The 19,087-nt window shown below is 72.9% G+C and carries 16 protein-coding genes and 1 pseudogene; 6 read left to right on the plus strand and 11 right to left on the minus strand.

Features of this window, described 5'->3' with window-relative positions; genetic code table 11:
- Nucleotides 1-64: 64 nt before the first annotated feature.
- From ACIP4P_RS16820 to ACIP4P_RS16870, 11 genes and pseudogenes are all read right to left on the minus strand, one after another.
- A complete protein-coding gene (locus ACIP4P_RS16820) occupies nucleotides 65-1,807 on the minus strand; it encodes an SDR family oxidoreductase (protein ID WP_400918966.1) in 1,743 nt (580 codons plus the stop codon).
- Nucleotides 1,804-2,769 carry a M24 family metallopeptidase gene (locus tag ACIP4P_RS16825; protein WP_400918968.1) on the minus strand — a complete coding sequence of 322 codons (966 nt, stop codon included), beginning with the start codon at nucleotides 2,767-2,769 and terminating at the stop codon, nucleotides 1,804-1,806. The genes ACIP4P_RS16820 and ACIP4P_RS16825 overlap by 4 nt, the downstream gene beginning before the upstream one ends.
- Nucleotides 2,770-2,794: 25 nt before the next feature.
- Nucleotides 2,795-3,883, minus strand: a complete 1,089-nt coding sequence (locus ACIP4P_RS16830; RefSeq protein WP_400918971.1) for a PDR/VanB family oxidoreductase — start codon at nucleotides 3,881-3,883, stop codon at nucleotides 2,795-2,797.
- A 181-nt stretch (nucleotides 3,884-4,064) separates the two neighbouring features.
- Nucleotides 4,065-4,982: a metal-dependent hydrolase gene (locus ACIP4P_RS16835; protein ID WP_350512673.1), complete on the minus strand. Its 918-nt coding sequence runs from the start codon at nucleotides 4,980-4,982 to the stop codon at nucleotides 4,065-4,067.
- A 209-nt stretch (nucleotides 4,983-5,191) separates the two neighbouring features.
- Entirely contained in the window at nucleotides 5,192-5,971 is a 780-nt protein-coding gene (locus tag ACIP4P_RS16840) for an IclR family transcriptional regulator (protein WP_400918974.1), read from the minus strand.
- A gap of 284 nt (nucleotides 5,972-6,255) precedes the next feature.
- The gene (locus ACIP4P_RS16845; RefSeq protein ID WP_400918977.1) at nucleotides 6,256-7,716 is read right to left on the minus strand and encodes a catalase; all 1,461 of its coding nucleotides are present in this window, start codon (nucleotides 7,714-7,716) and stop codon (nucleotides 6,256-6,258) included.
- Nucleotides 7,717-8,036: 320 nt separating this feature from the next.
- Nucleotides 8,037-9,083: pseudogene (gene alc, locus ACIP4P_RS16850) on the minus strand (allantoicase); the annotation flags it as partial.
- A 150-nt stretch (nucleotides 9,084-9,233) separates the two neighbouring features.
- A complete protein-coding gene (allB, locus tag ACIP4P_RS16855) occupies nucleotides 9,234-10,613 on the minus strand; it encodes an allantoinase AllB (RefSeq protein WP_400918980.1) in 1,380 nt (459 codons plus the stop codon).
- A gap of 191 nt (nucleotides 10,614-10,804) precedes the next feature.
- The gene (locus ACIP4P_RS16860; protein WP_350512668.1) at nucleotides 10,805-11,947 is read right to left on the minus strand and encodes a glycerate kinase; all 1,143 of its coding nucleotides are present in this window, start codon (nucleotides 11,945-11,947) and stop codon (nucleotides 10,805-10,807) included.
- A gap of 375 nt (nucleotides 11,948-12,322) precedes the next feature.
- A complete protein-coding gene (locus ACIP4P_RS16865; RefSeq protein WP_350512667.1) occupies nucleotides 12,323-13,216 on the minus strand; it encodes a 2-hydroxy-3-oxopropionate reductase in 894 nt (297 codons plus the stop codon).
- Between the two features lie 130 nt (nucleotides 13,217-13,346).
- The gene (locus ACIP4P_RS16870) at nucleotides 13,347-14,189 is read right to left on the minus strand and encodes a TIM barrel protein (protein WP_400919766.1); all 843 of its coding nucleotides are present in this window, start codon (nucleotides 14,187-14,189) and stop codon (nucleotides 13,347-13,349) included.
- Between the two features lie 239 nt (nucleotides 14,190-14,428).
- On the opposite strand from ACIP4P_RS16870, the gene ACIP4P_RS16875 reads away from it, so the two are divergent.
- From ACIP4P_RS16875 to ACIP4P_RS16900, 6 genes are all read left to right on the plus strand, one after another.
- Nucleotides 14,429-14,674, plus strand: a complete 246-nt coding sequence (locus ACIP4P_RS16875) for a thiamine-binding protein (protein WP_400919768.1) — start codon at nucleotides 14,429-14,431, stop codon at nucleotides 14,672-14,674.
- Entirely contained in the window at nucleotides 14,671-15,051 is a 381-nt protein-coding gene (locus tag ACIP4P_RS16880; RefSeq protein WP_350512664.1) for a helix-turn-helix domain-containing protein, read from the plus strand. Before ACIP4P_RS16875 ends, ACIP4P_RS16880 begins: the two co-directional genes overlap by 4 nt.
- A 225-nt stretch (nucleotides 15,052-15,276) precedes the next feature.
- Nucleotides 15,277-15,780: a 2-oxo-4-hydroxy-4-carboxy-5-ureidoimidazoline decarboxylase gene (uraD, locus tag ACIP4P_RS16885; RefSeq protein WP_400918985.1), complete on the plus strand. Its 504-nt coding sequence runs from the start codon at nucleotides 15,277-15,279 to the stop codon at nucleotides 15,778-15,780.
- A 104-nt stretch (nucleotides 15,781-15,884) separates the two neighbouring features.
- A complete protein-coding gene (gene uraH, locus ACIP4P_RS16890; protein WP_400918987.1) occupies nucleotides 15,885-16,220 on the plus strand; it encodes a hydroxyisourate hydrolase in 336 nt (111 codons plus the stop codon).
- A 30-nt stretch (nucleotides 16,221-16,250) separates the two neighbouring features.
- A complete protein-coding gene (gene pucL / locus ACIP4P_RS16895; protein ID WP_350512662.1) occupies nucleotides 16,251-17,171 on the plus strand; it encodes a factor-independent urate hydroxylase in 921 nt (306 codons plus the stop codon).
- A 314-nt stretch (nucleotides 17,172-17,485) separates the two neighbouring features.
- Complete coding sequence (locus tag ACIP4P_RS16900) at nucleotides 17,486-19,024, plus strand: nucleobase:cation symporter-2 family protein (protein WP_400918991.1); 1,539 nt, start codon at nucleotides 17,486-17,488, stop codon at nucleotides 19,022-19,024.
- The last annotated feature ends 63 nt before the right edge of the window (nucleotides 19,025-19,087 follow it).

Consider the following 19,087-nt stretch of genomic DNA (forward strand, 5'->3'; position numbering starts at 1 on the left):
TATCACAATCGATGGTAATTGATATCGCAGACCCATTGCGGCCGATCTGGTGACGATCGCCCGATCAGGTGACGTTGAGGCGGGCGGCGAGGCGGAGGAGGCCGGGGCTGAGGCGGGAGAGGAAGCGGGCGGCCTTGGCCTCGGGGGTGACCGGGACGACGGGCTTGCCGGTGCGGACGGCGGTGACCACGGCGGTGGCGACCTTCTCCGGGGGGAAGCCGCGGCGGGCGTACAGCTTGGCGGCGCGGGCCTGCTTGGCGGACTGCTCGTCGGCGGTGGTCGCGGAGAAGGTGGAGGTGCGGGTGATGTTGGTGTTGACGATGCCCGGGCAGATGGTGGAGACGCCGATGCCGTGGGCGACGAACTCGGCGCGCAGGCAGTCGGAGAGCATGAAGACGGCGGCCTTGCTGGTCGCGTAGGCGGTGAGCGCCTTGGACGGCAGGTAGGCGGCGGCCGAGGAGACGTTGACGATGTGGCCGCCCTGGCCGCGGTCGGCCATCAGGGAGCCGAAGGCGCGGCAACCGTGGATCACGCCCCAGAGGTTGACGTCCAGGACGCGCTGCCACTCCTTCTCGGTGGTCTGCAGGAAGGTCCCGGAGTGGCCGATGCCGGCGTTGTTGACCATCACGTCGGGCACGCCGTGCTCGGCGGCGACGCTCTGGGCGAAGTCGTCCATCGCGCCGCCGTCGGAGACGTCCACCCGGTAGGCGTGCGCCTGCGGGCCGACCAGCGAGGCGAGTTCGGCGGTGCGCTCGGCGGCCGCCAGGTCGAGGTCGCAGACCACCACCCGGGCGCCGTCCTCGGCGAAGGCCAGCGCGGTGGCCCGTCCGATGCCGCTGCCGCCGCCGGTGACGACCACCAACCGGCCGTCGCCCTCGGCAACTTCGCCCTTCGGGCCCGCGTCGATGCGGGCGGTGAACTCGCGGACCATGCCGGCCACGGTGGCTCCCTTCTCCAGCAGCGCCGACCAGTGGCCGGCGTGCAGCGTACGACGGGTCAGGCGGGGCACCCAGCGCTCCAGGCCCTCGGAGAGGTAGGTGCCGACGTAGCGGTCCCGGGTCAGGGTGACCAGCTGGACCGGCACCTCGGTCCGCCGCTCGCGCGGACTGCCCATCGTGGGGCGGAAGTTGGCCCGGTAGAGCTCGATGCCGCGGACCGCGTCGCGACGCAGGGTGGGCTGCGGGTGGCCGGCCCGCGGGGTGACGTGCTCCAGGTCGCGCAGCACCCGCGGCCAGGCCCGGGCGAGGCCCAGGCGCCAGACCGCCGGGGCGAGGAACGGCAGGTGGAAGGCGGTGATGTACCAGGAGTGCAGGCCCTGGTGGAGCAGTTGCCCGAGGTGGCGCGGGGTGGGGCGGCGCAGCCGGTGGCGCAGCCAGTAGCCCATGTGGTCCAGGCTGGGGCCGGACAGCGTGGTGTAGGAGGCGATCCGCTGCTCGGCACCGAGGGCGGTGACGGCCTCCCAGGACTGGATCGAGCCCCAGTCGTGGGCCACCAGGTGCACCGGGCGGTCCGGGCTGACGGCGTCGGCGACCGCGAACAGGTCGTCGGCGAGGCGCTCCAGGCGGTAGTCCTCGCGGCGGGCCGGGGCGGCCGACTCGCCGGCGCCGCGCACGTCGTAGCGGACCACGTGGTGGTCGCGGGCGAGGTCGGCGGCGACGTCGTCCCAGACGGCGTGGGTGTCCGGGTAGCCGTGCACCAGGAGGACGGTGGGGGCCTCGGGGTCGCCCTGCTCGAAGACGGCGAGCGCCAGGCCGCCGGAGTGGACGGTGCGGCGGCGGACGGGCGCGGCCGGGAGGGGGGTCGTCATCGGGTGGCCTCCTGGGTGGTCGGCTCGGTACCGGTGGGCGTGGCATCGGACGGCTCGGTGCCGATGGGCATGGCATCGGTGGGCTCGGTGCCGGTCGGCTCGATGGTGGCCGAATCGTCGGCGGCGGTCCAGCGGCGGACGTGCGGGAGGTCGTCGTCCAGCCACTGGACGTCGTCGTCGGTGACCACGAGAAGTTCCTCGAACTTGATGCCCACGCCGCGGAAGCCGATGTGCGGCTCGACCGCCCAGAGGCCCGGGGTGGGGGCGTGCCGGGACGACCGGCCGTCCGCCCACAGCGGTGAACGGCCGTGCAGGCGCTCGGAGATGAGCTCGCGGCCGAGGGTCTGCAGGGTGCGCACGCCGAAGCCGAGGACGTTCACCCCGGCCGGGCCGCGCATCGTGGTGCGGGTGACCTGGTGGCCGATCACCCGGCCCGGGTAGACCTGGTGGCGGTTGTCGTAGCCGTGCGCGGCGATCTGAGCGTCCACCGCCGCGTACACCTCGTTGAGCGGCTTGCGGGCCCGCACCTCGGCGAGGATCAGCTCGCGGTAGACCTTCAGGTCGGCGGCCAGGCGGTCCCAGACCCGGTTCTCGCCGACCTTGCCGCCGTAGCCGATGTCGGCGGTGTAGCCGTCCACGATGGGCGCGCAGTCCAGCACGTACGGCATGCCCTCCTCCAGGCGGCGGTTGCCGGCGAAGAACTGCAGCGGGGTGTGGAAGTGCCGGAAGGCGGTGCGGTCGCCGAACCAGGCGAACGGGACGTGGAAGAAGTCCTGCACCCCGGCGGCGACCAGGCGGCGGCGCAGCTCGGCGGTGGCCTGCCGCTCGGTGACGCCCGGTTCGATCCAGGCGGCGACCTGTTCGGCGCAGTGGTAGGCGAGTTGCTGGGTCTCGCGGAAGCGGGCCAGGTCTCGCTCGGTGTAGGGGAAGGTCGGCATCGCAGCGGTCGCCGTCGGGGGCATCGGAGGGCTCCTTCCAGAGGTCCGGCTAGAGGTCCAGTACGAGGGTCTCGCCCTCGGCGGCCCGGGAGACGCAGGGCAGCAGGGCGCCGGCGGCGCGCTGCTCGGGGGTGAGGCGGCGGTCCCGGTGCTCGGGCGCACCGGCCAGCAACCGGACCTCGCAGGTGCCGCAGAAGCCCTGGTGGCAGGAGTAAGGCAGGTCCGGGCGGGCCTCGCGCAGCACGTCCAGGGCGGAGCGGTCGGCGGGGACCTCCAGGGTCGGGCCGTCGGCGCCGAGGCGGACGGCGAAGGGCTCGCCGTCGGTGACGGGCGCCGCGCCGAAGCGCTCGAAGTGCAGGGCGGTGGCGGCGGATCCGTCCAACGCCCCCTGGACGGCGGTGAGCATCGGGGCCGGGCCGCAGCAGTAGACGGCGGCGCCGCGCGGGGCGTGGGCGAGCAGTTCGGCGCCGGTGGGGACGCCGCCGTGCTCGTCGTCGGTGCGCAGCACCACGCGGTGCGGGTCGAGGGCGCGCAGCTCCTCCGCGTACGGGAGGGTGTCGGCGCTGCGGCCGACGTGGACCAGGCGCCAGTCGAGGCCGTGGCGCTGCGCCTCGCGGGCCATCGGGAGGAGCGGGGTGATGCCGATGCCGCCGGCCAGCAGGAGGACGGCGGGCTCGGCGCAGAACGCGAAGCCGTTGCGCGGGCGGCGGGCGGTGAGGCGGGCGCCCGGGTGGAGGGCTTCGTGCACCTCGACCGATCCGCCGCCGCCCGCGGGCAGCCGCCGGACGGCGATCCGGTAGTGGCGGCGGTCGTCGGGGTCGCCGCTGAGCGAGTAGTGGCGCTCGCGGCCGGAGGGCAGCACCAGGCGCAGGTGGGCGCCGGGCTGCCAGGGCGGCAGCTGGCCGCCGGAGGGGTCGGCGAGGCTCAACTCGATTACGTCGGCGGCCAGTTCGCGGCGGGCGGCGACGACCAGCTGCAGCGGCGGGGTGGGGCGGCTGAACGGGCGGCGGGGGTTGCGACGCAGCAGCGGGCTGCCGAGGGCCGGGGAGTAGCGGTCGCTGAAGGCGGTGAGCCAGCGGATGAACGCGTCGGCGCGGGGACGGCCGTAGAGGTCGGGGGGCGGGGTGAGCAGGTCCATCCGGCGGGGTCCTTGGCGTGGGAGGGGCAGGGCGGGCGGCGGGGGGCGGGGACGGGACGAGGCGGGGGCGAACAGGTAACAGAGTTCAGATGACAGCGAACAGATGACGTTCTCTGTTCGCTGAACTCTGTGATCTGTTCGCTGTCATCTGTTCGCCGAACACCCGTCCGCCGAACGCCCGTCAGCCGTGCGCGGCGGCGGCCCGGGCGGCCGGGGAGGTGGCGAGGTAGCCCAGCGCCTGGCTGGAGGAGCCCTCCTGGGTCGGGTGGTAGCCCGGCCGCAGGTAGCGCAGCCCGGAGCGGACGGAGCGGATCGGGTCCGGCAGCAGTCCCCGCTTGGCGATCCGGCCCGCCTCCCGCCAGGTGGGCTTGAGCCGCCCCTCCAGGGTCGGGTCGGCGGCCAGCAGGAAGCGCGCGCCGCGCACCCACAGGTGCACCAGCAGCGGCCCGGACACCGCCATGCCGCGGACCCGGCGCAGGTAGCCCGGGTCCAGGTGGACCATCAGGTCGTAGGCGACGCTGCGGTGCTCGACCTCCTCGGCGCCGTGCCAGCGCAGCAGGTCGAGCATCGTCGGGTCGGCCTTCGCCCGGTCCAGGCCCGGGGAGTTGAGCGCCCAGTTGCCGAGGAAGGCGGTGAAGTGCTCGATCGCCGCGACGAAGGCGACCCGCTCGATGACGTTCTCCCGCCGCCGGGCCGGCGACAGCCCCGGCTTGTCGCCCAGGACGCGCTGGAAGAGCCAGGAGATCTGCCGGACGTACGGGCGCGGGTCGAGCCCCTGGCCGAGCAGGTGGTCGAGCACCTCCTGGTGGGCCTCGGCGTGGATGGCCTCCTGCCCGATGAAGCCGAGCACCTCCTCGCGCAGCTGCTCGTCCCGGATCAGCGGCAGAGCCTCCTTGAACACCTTGACGAACCAGCGCTCGCCCTCGGGCAGCAGCAGGTGCAGCACGTTGATCACGTGGGTGGCCATCGGCTCGTCCGGGATCCAGTGCAGCGGGAGCCGCGACCAGTCGAAGCGGACGTCCCGGGGCTCCAGGACGAGGCTCTCGTGCACGCGCGCGGCGGGGGCGGCGAGGGCGGGGACGGGGGTGGAGCTGGGCATGGCAGGCCCTCCTGACCTGGGGGCGGCGGCTCGACTCTGCGAAACGTACTCGCCGGTAGCGGCGGGGACAAGGGGTTCGACAACTCTTATCGACATCGAGTCTAATAAGTGATGTGCACCGCGGGAGCACCCCGGAAACCCCCTGCGGACAGCACGCGGGCCCCGCCGGACGACGCGTCCGACGGGGCCCCACAGGTGGTGATCGGTGCTCAGACCGCCATCGCCAGCATCAGCGGCGCCGCCTGGGCCGCCAGCAGCTCGGCGGCGGCCTTCAGCTTGTGGATGTTGTCGACCGGCATCGAGGTGGCCAGACAGCCGACCGTGCTGCCCGCGGTGATCGGCACCGCCGCGCAGACCGTGCCGAGCGCGTACTCCTGGATGTCCAGCACCGGCACCGTGGCCGGCTGCCGCTCCAGCCGGTGCATCAGCTGGTCGGCGTCGGTGACCGTGCGGGAGGTGAGCCGGGCGACCGGGTGCCGGGAGAGGTGGTCCCGGCGGGCGTCCGAGTCGAGCTGGCTGAGCAGACACTTGCCGATCGCGCTGGCGTGCGCGGTGGCCCGGAAGTCCACCCACTCCTGGACGGCGGGCGCGTAGTCGGCCGCCGAGACCGCCTCGACCGACAACTCCCCGTCGTGGTACCGGCTGAAGTACACCGCGGCACCCAACTCGTCCCGGAGTTCGGCGAGTTTGCGGTTCAGCCGGGCTTTGACGAGCTGCTCCCGGTTGTGCTGGCCGAGCAGGGCGAAGGTGCCGCCGAGCACCCAACCGCCGTCCTGGCACTGGAGGTAGCCCTCGATCTCCAGGATCTCGGCGAGCCGACGGACGGTCGGCAGGCCCAGCGAGGTCTCCCGCGCGAGGCCGACCAGGGTGACGCCGTCGGGGTGGCGGTCGACGGCCTCCAGCAGTCTGAGGGCGTGCTGCAGGGAGGTGAACGGGCCCGTCGGGCCCTGGTCCAGTGCGGCGTGACGACCCGGGGCTGGTGTCGACATGTCGTCCCCTTCCGATGTCCCCCCACGGAGCGACCGCGGGCGGTGTCCAGCCTATCCACCCGGCGGCTCGGACGACTGCCGTCCGTGAATATCGGTGAACATTCCGTGGAGCAACGGCCGGTCGGCTGGCGGGAACGGCCCGAACCGTGCGGTGCCGCGACCGCGGGGACGCCGACGGGCCCCTCCCCCACTGCCCGGGGGGAGGGGCCCGTCGTGGAGCCGCCGGGGTGCGGGCCCCGGCGGTCCTGAGGGTGCGGAGGGTGCTGAGGGAGTCAGACCCGGGGTCAGCCCTCGTCGCCCGCGCGGAGCTTGGCGACGGCGGCCTCCAGCCGGGCGCCGTACTCCTCGTCGGCGGCGTGGAAGTGGGCGAGGTTCTTCTCGACCACGTCGTCCCGGGTGACCTGGGAGAGGAAGCCCGCGATGTTGCCGATCAGGCGGGCCCGCTCGCCCTCCGACATCAGCCGGTAGAGCTCGCCGGCCTGGAAGAAGTCGTCGTCCTTGGTGTGGGCCGGCGTGGTGTAGGTGCCGGTGTGGCCGTTCACCTTGACCGGTGCGGCGAGCGCGTTGTCGGTCTGGGCCGGGCCGTCGTACGAGTTGGGCTCGTAGTTCTTGCCGCGGCCGGCGCTGTTGACGGCCATCAGCCCGTCCCGGCCGTAGTTGTTGGCCTCGGTGGCGCGCGGGGCGTTCACCGACAGCAGGGTGTGGTTGACGCCGAGGCGGTAGCGCTGGGCGTCGGCGTAGGCGAACAGCCGCCCCTGCAGCATCTTGTCCGGGGACGGGCCGATGCCGGGCACGAAGTTGTTCGGCGAGAACGCGGACTGCTCGACCTCGGCGAAGACGTTCTCCGGGTTCTTGTTGAGCACCAGGCGGCCGACCTTGACCAGCGGGTAGTCGGCGTGCGGCCAGACCTTGGTGAGGTCGAAGGGGTTGAAGCGGTAGTCCGCGGCCTCGGCGACCGGCATCAGCTGGACGTAGAGGGTCCAGGACGGGAACACCCCGCGCTCGATGGCCTGGTGCAGGTCGCGCTGGTGCGAGTCGGCGTCGGCGCCGACCACCTCGGCGGCCTGGTCGCCGTCCAGGCTGCGGATGCCCTGGTTGGTCTTGAAGTGGTACTTCACCCAGTAGGCCTCGCCCTCGGCGTTGACCCACTGGTAGGTGTGCGAGCCGTAGCCGTTCATGTGGCGGTACGAGGCGGGGATGCCGCGGTCGCCGAACAGCCAGGTGATCTGGTGGGTCGAGGCGGGCGAGTGGGCCCAGAAGTCCCAGACGTTGTCCGCCTCCTGCACGCCGGTGTACGGGTCGCGCTTCTGCGAGTGGATGAAGTCCGGGAACTTGACCGGGTCCTTGATGAAGAACACCGGGGTGTTGTTGCCGACGAGGTCGTAGTTGCCGTCCTCGGTGTAGAACTTCAGCGCGAAGCCGCGCGGGTCGCGCACCGCGTCGCTGGCGCCGAGGTTGCCCGCGACGGTGGAGAAGCGCAGGAAGACCTCGGTGCGCTTGCCGACCTCGGCCAGGAACCCCGCCCGGGTGTACTTCGACACCTCGTCGGTGACCTCGAAGTAGCCGTACGCGCCGGAGCCGCGGGCGTGCACGACGCGCTCCGGGATGCGCTCGCGGTTGAACCGGGCCAGCTTCTCCAGCAGTTGCTGGTCCTGGATCAGCAGCGGGCCGTACTCGCCGGCCGAGGCCGAGTTCTGGTTGTCGGCGACCGGGGCGCCGGACTCCGTGGTCAGGATCTTGGACATGGAGGGTCCTTCAGGTGTCGATAAGGCAGTGCGTGAAGGCGGTGCTTGGAGGCGGTGCGTGAGGGCGGTGCTCGGGGAGGAACGGGGGCGGACGCGCGCGCGGGGCGTCAGACGCCCAGCAGGCGCCACAGCGCCGAGCGGCGGCGGGCGGAGTGCTCGCCGTCCGGGCCGTCGGCCGGCTGGAGGTCCGCGACGGCGGCGGTGGCCGTGGCCGGGTTCGCCAGCGGGCGGGCGGCGGCCAGCACCGCGGCCTCCTCGGCGGTCAGGCCGGCCTCGGTGAGCGCGGCGGCGGCCTCGGCGGCCGGCAGGGCGTCGAACCAGCGCAGCGCGAGGGCCGCGCGGCCGGCCTCGGTGAGGCGGCCGGTGAGCCGGAGCCGGGCGAGCCCGCCGTCCGGGTGGACGTTGATCCGCACGTGGGTCACCGGACGGCCGACGTCGAGCCGGAAGCGGTGCCGGGTGTCGGGCTGCAGGCGGGTGCGGGGCAGGATCTCGAACCATTCGCCGTCGGCCGGGTCGTCCCCGGTCGAGGCGTCGAAGCCGATCAGGTCGGCCCAGCCGGGGGCATTGGCGACGAAGTGGGTGGTGTCCACCTCGGCGGCCAGGACCTCACCGCCCCCGGCCAGGGCGATCTGCACCCAGTCGTTGGCCTTGTCGCGCCGACGCCGGGTCTCCCAGCCCTCGCCCATGACGGAGGCGCGACCGGGAGCGTTCAGGTTGTGCGGGGAGGAGAAGTAGCGGTCGGACGCCGCCTCGGCCACGCCGCCGTACTCCTGGGCGGCCAGGTCGAAGGTGAGGCCGTCCAGTTCGCGCGGGTCGGGCAGCACCTCGCCGTGCACCCGGAGCCGGGCGACGCCGCCGTCCGGGAAGATGCTGAGCCGCACGTGGGTGTAGCGAGTGTCGTCCTGGACGGCGAACTCGTGGGCGGTGTCGCCGCGCAGCGGGGTGCGCGGCACGACGACGGTCCACTCGGCGGCCTGCAGTTCCTCGGGCGACGGGTGCCCGGGCACGGAGGCCGCCTCGACCGCGGCGCTCTCCGGGTAGTTGCCGGTGAAGTGGGCGGTGTCGACGATCACGCCGCGGATCACGCCGCCGACGCCGAGCCGGACGATCGTCCAGTCGTGGTCCTGGTCGGTGGGGTGCGGCTGGTCGGCGGAGACGCCGCGTCGGCGCTTGGACTCCCACCCGTCCATGATCTGGCCCTTGTGGCCGAAGGTGTGCGGGCGGAACTCGGCGGGCTTGGCCACCAGCAGGTTCTCGGCGTCCGCGAAGGTGTCCTCATTGGTCGCGACGACGCCCGCGCCGAGCAGCCGGGAGGCCAGGTTGACCAGCTCGGTGAAAGGAGCGCTGGGGGTGTCGGCAGTGGTCACTGACTCTCCTCGGAAGAAGGTTGCGGTACGGGGATCTCAGGAGCTCGGGGAGCTCGGGCGGCTCGGGGAGCTCGGGCGGTTCAGGAAGCTCTGTTGGTTCAGGAAGCCCGGTTGGTTCGGGAAGCCCGGCTCGTTCTGGAAGGTGTCGATTCACGAACCTTCGGCGGGGCGGTAGTTGACCGGTCGGACCAGTTGACGGCCGAAGGGCTCGGCACCGGTGTCCACCGCCCGGCCGCGCAGCCAGGTGGTGCGCACGGCGCCGCTCAACGTCCGTCCGGCGTACGGGGTCACCGGGTTGCGGTGGTGCAACTCGCCTGCGTGGACGGCGAATTCGCCGTCGGGGTCGAAGGCGACCAGGTCCGCGTCGCAGCCCGCCGCGATGGCGCCCTTGGTGCCGGTGAGGCCGACCAGTTCGGCCGGTCCGGCGGACATCCAGCGCACCACGTCGGCCAGGGCGTGGCCGCGTCGGCGGGCCTCGGTCCAGACCGCGGGCAGGCCCAGCTGCAGCGAGGCGATGCCGCCCCAGGCCGCCGCGAAGTCGCCGCTGCCGCCGAACTCGGGCAGCAGCTTGAGGTCGGGGGTGGACGGCGAGTGGTCGGACACGACGGCGGTGAACTCGCCGTTCGCCAGGGCCTCCCAGAGCGCGTCCCGGTTGGCCTCGTCGCGGATCGGCGGGCAGCACTTGAAGGCGGTGTCGCCGTCCGGTACCTGCTCGGCGGCGAGGGTCAGGTAGTGCGGGCAGGTCTCGGCGGTCACCTGGACGCCGTCCGCGCGGGCCCGGCGCAGCAGCGGCAGCACGGCGGCGGAGGAGACGTGCAGGATGTGCACCCGGGCGCCGGTGCGCCGGGCGGCGTCCAGCAGCCGGGCGACCGCCGCGGTCTCCGCGCCGGCCGGTCGGGAGGCGAGGAAGTCCCGGTAGTGGACGCCGGGTTGCTGCGGTGCGGCGTCCAGTACGGCCGGGTCCTCGGCGTGGATGATCGCCAGCGCCCCGATCCGGGCCTGCTCGGCCAGGGCGGCCTCCAGGTCGGCGGCCTCGACGTGCGGGAACTCGTCAACGCCGGACGGGGCGAGGAAGCTCTTGAAGCCGAACACGCCTGCCCGGTGCAGGGGTTCGAGGTCGGGGACGTTGCCGGGGACGGCCCCGCCCCAGAAACCGAGGTCGACCCAGGCCTGGCCTTCGGCGGTCTTCCGCTTGACCTCCAGCCCGGCGGGCGTGGTGGTGGGCGGGACGGAGTTGAGCGGCATGTCGATGATCGTGGTGACGCCGCCGGCCGCGGCCGCCCGGGTGGCGGTGGCGAAGCCCTCCCACTCGGTCCGGCCGGGCTCGTTGACGTGCACGTGGGTGTCGACCAGGCCGGGCAGCAGGGCGGTGTCGCCGAGGTCGACGAGCTCGCCGTGGCCGGCCGTGAGCGAGCCGTGGGCGGCGACCCGCTCGATCCTGCCGTCCCGGATGAGCACGTCCGCGGGGCGCTCGCCGTCGGGCAGCACGGCCCGGCGGGAGCGGATCACCGCTGGCTCGCTGAACGGCATGGGGACCTCCGAAACCTGGAACTGGGTGGGGACACGGCGGGGTACACGCGGGTACCCGGGTATGCGGGGACACACCGGACCACGCGGCCCGGGGAGGCGCTCGCGGGTGGTCGGAGTGGGCGGGAACCGAAGGATTGCCGGGAGCCTAGGCCCGCCTTCAACAAAACGTCAATGGAGGAACGTACGAGGGCTCAGCCCGACAGCAGCCCTTCGGCCAGCCGCTCCCCCGCCACCTCGGCGAGCTCACCGGCCCTGGTCAGGCTGTCCCCCGGCTGCTCGGCCAGGTCGGTGAGGGCGATCGCCGCGACGAAGCCGGCCGCCCGCCACTCGGGCTCGGACAGTTCCAGCCGACCCGCCACGGCGGCCACCCGAACCCCCGCCCGGGCAGCCGCCGCGGCGACTCCGGCGGGGGCCTTGCCATGGAGCGTCTGAGCGTCCAGGCAGCCCTCACCGGTGACGACGAGGCGTGCCCCACGCACGGCCCCGTCGAAACCCAGCAGTTCGAGCAGCAGCTCGATACCGGGTCGCATGGTGGCGCCGAGCAGGGCGAGGGCGGCGAAGCCCACCCCGCCCGCGGCCCCGGCGCCGGGGGCCTCCCGCACGTCCCGCCCGGTCACCGCGGCGACCTGGTCGGCGAAGCGGGTCAAGCCCTGCTCCAGGACCACCAGGTCGTCCCCGTCGGCGCCCTTCTGCGGGCCGTACACGGCGGTCGCGCCGCGCGGGCCGAGCAGCGGGTTGTCCACGTCGCAGGCGACCACGACCTCCACGCCGGTCAGCAGCTCGGCCAGCGGGCCCGGATCGATCCGTTCCAGCCGGCGCAACGCGGCGCCGCCGGGCGGGAGTTCGACTCCGTCGGCGTCCAGCAGCCGGACCCCGAGGGCCTGCACCATGCCGGCCCCGCCGTCCGTACTGGCGCTGCCGCCGAGGCCCAGCACGATCCGCTTGGCGCCCATCGAGACCGCCCGGCCGATCAGCTGGCCGACGCCGTAGGAGCCGGCCGCCAGCGGGGCGGTCCGGCCGCCGGGCAGCCGGGCGAGCCCGGAGGCCTGGGCCAGTTCGACCACGGCGGTGTCACCGCGGACGGCGAGCGCGGCGTCCACCGGCAGGCCGGTCGGGCCGGCCACCTTGGCCGGGACCCGGGCGAAGCCGGCCGCGAGCGCCGCGGCCAGGGTGCCCTCGCCGCCGTCGGCGACGGGCAGTTCGCGCACCTCGGTGCCGGGCGCGGCGCGCCGGATGCCGGCGGCGATCCGGGCCGCGGCCTCGGCACCCTCCAGGGTGCCCTTGAACTTGTCCGGTGCTACGACCACGTGACCCTGGTGGGGGGTGGGGGGCATCGGTGGTCCTCACTTCCGTACGGGTCCGGCGGTGGTTCGACAAGCATCGGTCCGGTGGTCCCGGAAGGCGACCCCCGGGTGGGGGCGGCCCCGGGAGGGGGTGGTGCGACCCCCTCCCCGCCGTTCCCCTCGTCCCGCTTCCGACGTACGAGGGGCTCCCCTCGGCGGGGAGGGGGTCAGGCGACACGCAACTGGCACGACCGAAGTGCCCCCGGGGGAGGGTGTGCGCGTCACCCGCTTGGATCGACCGGCGGGCGGGCGGATGAGCCCCGGCCCGACCGCCGGTCGGGTCTGGCCTCCTGGCGGCGCGGGCACGACCGGATCAGGTACACGCCACCAGGAGGAGCTTGCGGGAGGTGTCAGGCCACCTCGGCGTCAGGCCACCTCACGGCCCGAGAGCCGCTCGACGCCGCGCAGCAGCGCCGAGTGGTCGAGCGAGCCGTCGCCGTTGGCCCGGGCGGAGGCGACCAGCTGGGCCACCACGGCGCCGACCGGCAGCGCGGCGCCCACGGCACGGGCGGCGTCGGTGACGATGCCCATGTCCTTGTGGTGCAGGTCGATCCGGAAGCCCGGGGCGAACTCGCGGTTGAGCATGTTCGCCTTCTTGCGGTTCAGCACGGTGGACCCGGCGAGGCCGCCGCCGAGCACGTCCAGCGCGGCGGCGAGGTCGACCCCGGCGTTCTCCAGGAACACCACGGCCTCGGCGAGCACCTGGATGTTGACCGCGACGATCAGCTGGTTGGCGGCCTTGACGGTCTGGCCGGCGCCGTCCGGGCCGACGTGGACCACCGTGGTGCCCAGCGCGGCGAACAGCGGCTCGGCCTCGGCGAAGTCCGCCGCCTCGCCGCCGACCATGATCGACAGCACCGCCTCGACCGCACCGGCCTCGCCGCCGGAGACCGGGGCGTCCAGGGTGCGCACGCCCTTCTCCCGGGCGGCCTTGCCGACCTTGATGGAGGTCTGCGGGGTGATCGAGGACATGTCGATCACCAGGGTGCCGGCCTGGACGTTCTCCAGGACGCCGCCCTCGCCGAGGATGACCGCCTCGACGTGCGGGTCGGCCGGGACCATGGTGATGACGACCTCGGCGTCCTTCACCGCGTCCGCGATGCTGCCGGCGCCGTGGCCGCCGGCCGCGACGACGGTGTCGATCGAGGCCTGGGAGAGGTCGAAGCCGGTCACGTGGTGGCCGGCCTTGACCAGGTTGACGGCCATGGGCTTGCCCATGATGCCGAGGCCGACGAAGGCAATCTTGCGGGAGGCGCTCATCGCGTCGGGTTCCTTACGTGTGCGGGTGGGGAGGGGTGGCGGGGCGGGCCGCCCGGCGGCCGCCGGGCCGCTGCCGGGCTGTCGGCGGGCTGCTGCCGCGCGAGGCGCTCGCGAGCCGGCGCGCCGCGAGCTAGCGGGCCGCGCGCAGCTCGCGCGGCAGCCAGTCGAAGCTGTCGGCGCTGACGCCGGTGGAGGGCCGGTACTCCAGGCCGATCGAGCCCGTGTAGCCGGCGGCGCTGAGCCGGGCGAACAGGTCCTCGAAGTCCAGTTCGCCGGTGCCGGGCTCGTTGCGGCCCGGGTTGTCGGCGATCTGCACGTGGCCGATCCGGTCGGCGTAGGTGTCGATGACCGCCGCCAGGTCCTCGCCGTTCTTGGCCAGGTGGTAGAGGTCGCAGAGGAACCGGGCGTTCCCGAGGCCGGTGGCGGCGTTGACCTTGTCGACCACCTCGACCGCGGCGGCCGCGGAGACCAGCGGGTAGTCCGGGGACTCGGCCCCGTTCAGGGCCTCGATCAGCAGGACGGCGCCGATCTCGTGCGCGGCGCGGGCCGCGAGCACCAGGTTCTCCAGCGCCAGGGCGTCCTGCTCGGCCGGCTCGACGCCCTCGACCCGGTTGCCGTAGAGCGCGTTGAGCGCGGTGGCACCGAGCGAGGCTGCGAGTTCCGCGGCGACCGGCAGGTTGGCGCGGAAGCGCTCCCGCTCGGACGGGACCGAGACGGTGCCACGGGCGCCCTGGCTGAGGTCGTCCAGGAAGTTGAGGCCGGTGAGCCGTACGCCCGCGTCGGTGAACGCCTTGCGCAGCGCGTCCAGTTCGGCCCGGCTCGGGCTGTGCTCGACGCCGAAGGGCCACCAGAGTTCGGCGGCCGTGAAGCCGGCCGCGGCCGCGGCCGCGGGGCGCTCCAGCAGCGGGAGTTCGCCGAACAGGATCGACAGGTTGACCGTGAAGCCGTGCTTGGCAGCCGCCGTCACGTCCATCACCTCTCACTCTCTCTTCCGTCATCCGCAACTTCCACGATCCGGAAGAGGGATTCTGTGTGGTGGAAGCATCTCCGGCTCGCCGAGCGGGTGTCAAGGCTGCCGCAACATTTTGTTGAAGTGGCCCGGAGCGGCCCGCCGACCGACCCGCCGGCTGTTCGATCACCCAGGCCGGGCCGGACGGGACCCAGGACCTGCCCCCGCCGAGCCGCGCTCGATACAGTGAGCAGGTGCGATTGATGGTGGAGTTCACGACAGAACCGTTCGAACTGGACACGTTCCCGGAGCACGCCGCCGCGGCCCGCAAGGTCGTCGACGAGGCCGGCCTGGACGTGTCGGTCGGCCCCTTCGGGACCGGCGCCGAGGGCGAGGCCGAGCAGGTGCTCGCCGCGGTGACCCGACTGCTCCGGGAGACCCTGGACGCCGGGGCGACCCGGATCTCCGTCCAGGTCAGCCTGCTGGGCGAGGAGGGCGGTAAGCCGTGACCGAGTTCGTGGAACACCCGCTCGCCGCGGCGGTCAAGCCGCTGCTGGACGCGGTCGGCGCGACGCCCGTCCCACTGGACGAGGCGAAGGCCGAGGACGTCGTCCTGGAGTGGGAGGGCACCCCGGCCCTGGCCGTCCGGCTGCCGCACCTGAGCAGTGCGCTGGACCGGCTGCTGACCGAGATGACCCGCCAGTTCGACGGCCGCCCGCTGGCCGAGCTGGACCGCTGGGAGAAGCAGCGGGTGGTGGCCCTCCTGGAGGAGCGCGGCGCCTTCACCGTCCGCCACGGGGTGGAGACGGTCGCCTCCGCCCTGGGCGTCAGCCGGTTCACCGTGTACAACTACCTGAACCGCCAGGACGGCTCGAAGCCCTCCTGAGCGGCCGCGAGCGTCCGGCGGGAACCCCGCCGCAGGAGTGACCCCGCCGGTGCCGAGAAGTCTGGATCGGCCCACGGCGGGGCACACTTGGCGAATCGCACACGAAAGGGCCCCGCAGCGCGGTCCGGTTCAAAACGTAACCACCAACCGTTCAACAAACTGTTGACGGCCGGGTGGGGCCGATCTAGCTTTTCCGGGTGGCACCACTCTTCAGGAGGTCCACCCGTGACCAACCACCCCCACGCCCTTGACTCCCTGGCCGCGGCCGATGCCGCGGAACTGGCGGAGATCCTGCTGGAGATATGCTCCAGCCCCCGCTGGGCCACCGCGATCGCGGCGGCCGAGCCCTGGTCCAGCCGCGAAGCCCTGCTCACCGCCAACGCGGCGGCGACGGCCGGACTGACCGACGCGGACCTGCGCGACGCGATGGCCGGACACGCCCGGATCGGACAGCCCAAGGCGGGCGACGCCACCTCCGAACGGGAGCAGGCCGGCGTCCAGGGCGTGGACCGGGCGATCCTCGACGAACTGCGCGAGGCCAACGCCGCCTACGAGGCCAAGTTCGGCCACGTGTTCCTGATCTGCGCGACCGGCCGCACCGCGGTCACCATGCTCGCGGCCCTGCGCGAGCGCCAGCCCAACGACCCCGCCACCGAGGCGGGAATCGTCCGGGGCGAGCTGCGCAAGATCAACGACATCCGGCTCAACCGCCTCCTCGACGCGGCCTGACGCATCGTCAACAATTCTTCGTGGGCGGGCTTTCCGCCCCCGGACGGTCGCCCTTCGCGATCTGACGCACCATCACCTCTGCCATCAGTAAGGTCACCTCACCCATGACTGGCATCTCCACCCACGTGCTCGACACCAGCCTCGGCCGCCCGGCCGAGGGCGTCCCGGTCGAGCTCGCACTGCACACCGAGGGTGGCTGGAAGGTGCTCGGCACCTCCGCCGCGGACTCCGACGGCCGGGTCAAGGACCTGCCGGCCGTGGAGGCGGGCTCGGTCGTCCGGCTGCTCTTCGACACCGGCGCGTACTACGCGGCGAAGTCGGCCGAGCCGCCGTTCTTCCCCGAGGTCTCGATCGTCTTCACGGTCGCGCCCGAGCAGCACCACTACCACGTGCCGCTGCTGCTGAACCCGTTCGGATACTCGGTCTACCGCGGAAGCTAGTGGACCGACCTGGAAGCTTAGGAGCCTGTCATGGCCCACGTGCTCGGTCAGAACCAGTACGGCAAGGCGGAGAACCGCATCGTCCGGGTCTACCGCGACTCCACCCGGCACGAGATCAAGGACCTGAACGTCTCGGTCTCCCTCCAGGGCGAGTTCGAGGACGTCCACCTCACCGGGTCCAACGCCAACTGCCTTCCCACCGACACCACCAAGAACACCGTCTACGCCTTCGCCAAGGAGTACGGGATCGACTCGGCCGAGGCCTTCGGCATCCTGCTGGCCCGGCACTTCGTCGACGACACCGAGCGCGGCGTCGTGCACAGCGCCCGGATCCGGATCGAGGAGTACTCCTGGGACCGGATCAGGACGCCGGACAACTCGGCCCGCTTCATCGGCTCGGAGGAGGTCGGCCACTCCTTCGTCCGCAACGGCCAGGAGACCCGCACCACCGAGATCGTCTACGACGGCGAGTCCGTCCAGGTCATCTCCGGCCTCAAGGACCTCGTCGTCATGAACTCCACCAACTCGGAGTTCTGGGGCTACATCAAGGACAAGTACACCACCCTCCAGGAAGCGTACGACCGCATCCTCGCCACCCAGGTCACCGCCCGCTGGAAGTACGGCTACAGCGGCCGCGACGGCGAGGCCCAGCCCAACTGGAACCGCTCCTACACCCACGTGAAGCGGCACATGCTGGAGGCGTTCGCCGAGACCTACTCCTACTCGCTGCAGCAGACCCTGCACTCGATGGGCACTCGGGTCCTCAACAACCGCGCCGAGGTGGACGAGGTCCGCCTCGAACTGCCCAACAAGCACCACTTCCTGGTCGACCTGGAGCCCTTCGGCCTCAAGAACGAGAACGAGGTCTACTACGCCGCGGACCGCATGTACGGCCTGATCGAGGGCACCGTGCACCGCGAGGGCGTCGTCCCGGTCATCCCGGTCGTCTGACCTCCCTCCCCCACCCCGACCGCATGCACTCCGCCCGGAATCGCCGCACCCTCCGGTCCGTACGGACCGGTCGAGTCCGGGCGGGCCGCAGCACCGGCACCACCCGCGCCACCCGCGACTCGTCCAGAGATCGCACCAGTTCACGTACCACCCGTTTCTCCACCCCCACCAACCGGAGTTCGTGTCTGCCTCGCGGCGGCCGGCCCGGGGCACTGGAGAAGCACCCCGAGGGATCCTTGCTCCGCCGTCCCGCCCTCGGGGGATCTCCAGCGCCACGGGCGCGCCGGGAGCCACGGGCACAAGAGGGGCTCGACATGGCACCCAGCAACACCAGCAGTAACGACGGCGGTTCCACCCCGGCAAGAACCCGAGGCCCGAACGACACCTCGACCCGCCTCCCCGGCGGGCCGTCCGGGTCCGGGCCCCACCCCGTGGACGAGGTGCTGCCCCCGGTGAAGCTGTTCTCCACCGGGCTCCAGCACGTCGCCGCGATGTACGCGGGGGTCGTCGCACCCCCGCTGATCGTCGGCGCCGGCGTCGGACTCTCCGCCGCCGACCTCGCCCTGCTCATCTCGGCCAGCCTGTTCACCGCCGGACTGGCCACCCTGCTCCAGACCCTCGGCATCTGGCGGATCGGCGCGCGACTGCCGTTCGTGAACGGCGTGTCGTTCGCGGGCGTCGCGCCCATGATCGCCATAGCCAAGGAGCACGGCCCGAAGACCGCCCTCCCGGTGATCTTCGGAGCGGTGATCGTCGCGGGGATCCTGTGCTTCCTCGCGGCACCGTACTTCTGCAAGCTCATCCGGTTCTTCCCCCCGGTCGTCCAGGGCACCGTGATCACCCTCATCGGGGTGTCCCTGCTCCCGGTGGCGGTGAACTGGGCGCGCGGCGGCTCGCCGGGCGCCCCCGGGTACGGCTCCGTGCGGGCCGTCGGCCTCGCCGCGATCACCCTCGTCGCGGTGGTGCTCTGCAACCGGCTGCTGCGCGGCTTCTGGCAGCAGCTGTCCCTGCTCATCGGTCTGGCGTTCGGCACCCTGATCGCCTTCCCGCTGGGGCTGGCCGACTTCGGCACGGTCCGGGACGCGAAGGTCTTCGCGCTCCCCTCCCCGTTCCACTTCGGCGCGCCGATGTTCGACGCGGCCGCGATCGTCTCGATGTGCATCGTCATGGTGGTCTCGATGACCGAGTCCACCGCCGACATGCTCGCGCTCGGGAAGATCGTCGGACGCGAGGCCGACGAACCCACGCTCGCGGCCGGCCTGCGGGCCGACGGACTGGCCACGGCGCTCAGCCCCGTCTTCAACGGCTTCGCCGCCAGCGCCTTCGCCCAGAACATCGGGCTGGTGGCACTGACCAAGATCCGCAGCCGCTTCGTGGTCGCGGCCGGCGGAGGCATCCTGATCCTGTTGGGGCTCTTCCCCGTGCTCGGTTCGGTCGTCTCCCTGGTGCCGCAGCCCGTCCTCGGCGGCGCCGGGATCGTGCTCTTCGGCACGGTCGCGGCGAGCGGCATCCGCACCCTCGCGGAGGCCGGCATGGAGTCCAGCGCCAACACCATCCTGGTGTCGGTCTCGCTCGGGGTCGGCATCGTGCCGATCGCCGTGCCGACCTTCTACGACGCCTTCCCGGAGGCGGTCCGGACCCTGATGCACTCGGGGATCTCGGCCGGCTGCGTGATGGCGGTCCTGCTCAACCTGCTCTTCCACCACGTCGGAGCCGCCCGCCGGGCCGGGGACCCTGCTTCCGGGGCCGGGTCGTCGGATACCGGGTCCGGGGCCGGGTCCTCGGACTCCGGATCCGGATCCAGATCCGGCCGGGCCTCCGGCGCGACGGTGCCGACGGCGACACCGTCCTGACCGGTCCGGGCAGGGGCGCGCACCACCCGGTGCACGCCCCTCCTGGCCCTCCCCCATAGGAGT

The organism is Kitasatospora sp. NPDC089509 (assembly GCF_044749365.1).
Lineage (GTDB): Bacteria > Actinomycetota > Actinomycetes > Streptomycetales > Streptomycetaceae > Kitasatospora.

What these genes read in the sequence shown, in the direction of transcription:
- allB (WP_400918980.1), bottom strand. Translation starts at nt 10,613, where the DNA reads ATGCCGTTCAGCGAGCCAGCGGTGATCCGCTCCCGCCGGGCCGTGCTG.
- ACIP4P_RS16875 (WP_400919768.1), top strand. Translation starts at nt 14,429, where the DNA reads ATGGTGGAGTTCACGACAGAACCGTTCGAACTGGACACGTTCCCGGAG.
- ACIP4P_RS16820 (WP_400918966.1), bottom strand. Translation starts at nt 1,807, where the DNA reads ATGACGACCCCCCTCCCGGCCGCGCCCGTCCGCCGCCGCACCGTCCAC.
- ACIP4P_RS16870 (WP_400919766.1), bottom strand. Translation starts at nt 14,189, where the DNA reads ATGGACGTGACGGCGGCTGCCAAGCACGGCTTCACGGTCAACCTGTCG.
- ACIP4P_RS16865 (WP_350512667.1), bottom strand. Translation starts at nt 13,216, where the DNA reads ATGAGCGCCTCCCGCAAGATTGCCTTCGTCGGCCTCGGCATCATGGGC.
- ACIP4P_RS16900 (WP_400918991.1), top strand. Translation starts at nt 17,486, where the DNA reads ATGGCACCCAGCAACACCAGCAGTAACGACGGCGGTTCCACCCCGGCA.
- ACIP4P_RS16830 (WP_400918971.1), bottom strand. Translation starts at nt 3,883, where the DNA reads ATGGACCTGCTCACCCCGCCCCCCGACCTCTACGGCCGTCCCCGCGCC.
- ACIP4P_RS16835 (WP_350512673.1), bottom strand. Translation starts at nt 4,982, where the DNA reads ATGCCCAGCTCCACCCCCGTCCCCGCCCTCGCCGCCCCCGCCGCGCGC.
- ACIP4P_RS16860 (WP_350512668.1), bottom strand. Translation starts at nt 11,947, where the DNA reads ATGCCCCCCACCCCCCACCAGGGTCACGTGGTCGTAGCACCGGACAAG.
- pucL (WP_350512662.1), top strand. Translation starts at nt 16,251, where the DNA reads ATGGCCCACGTGCTCGGTCAGAACCAGTACGGCAAGGCGGAGAACCGC.
- ACIP4P_RS16825 (WP_400918968.1), bottom strand. Translation starts at nt 2,769, where the DNA reads ATGCCCCCGACGGCGACCGCTGCGATGCCGACCTTCCCCTACACCGAG.
- uraH (WP_400918987.1), top strand. Translation starts at nt 15,885, where the DNA reads ATGACTGGCATCTCCACCCACGTGCTCGACACCAGCCTCGGCCGCCCG.
- ACIP4P_RS16845 (WP_400918977.1), bottom strand. Translation starts at nt 7,716, where the DNA reads ATGTCCAAGATCCTGACCACGGAGTCCGGCGCCCCGGTCGCCGACAAC.
- ACIP4P_RS16840 (WP_400918974.1), bottom strand. Translation starts at nt 5,971, where the DNA reads ATGTCGACACCAGCCCCGGGTCGTCACGCCGCACTGGACCAGGGCCCG.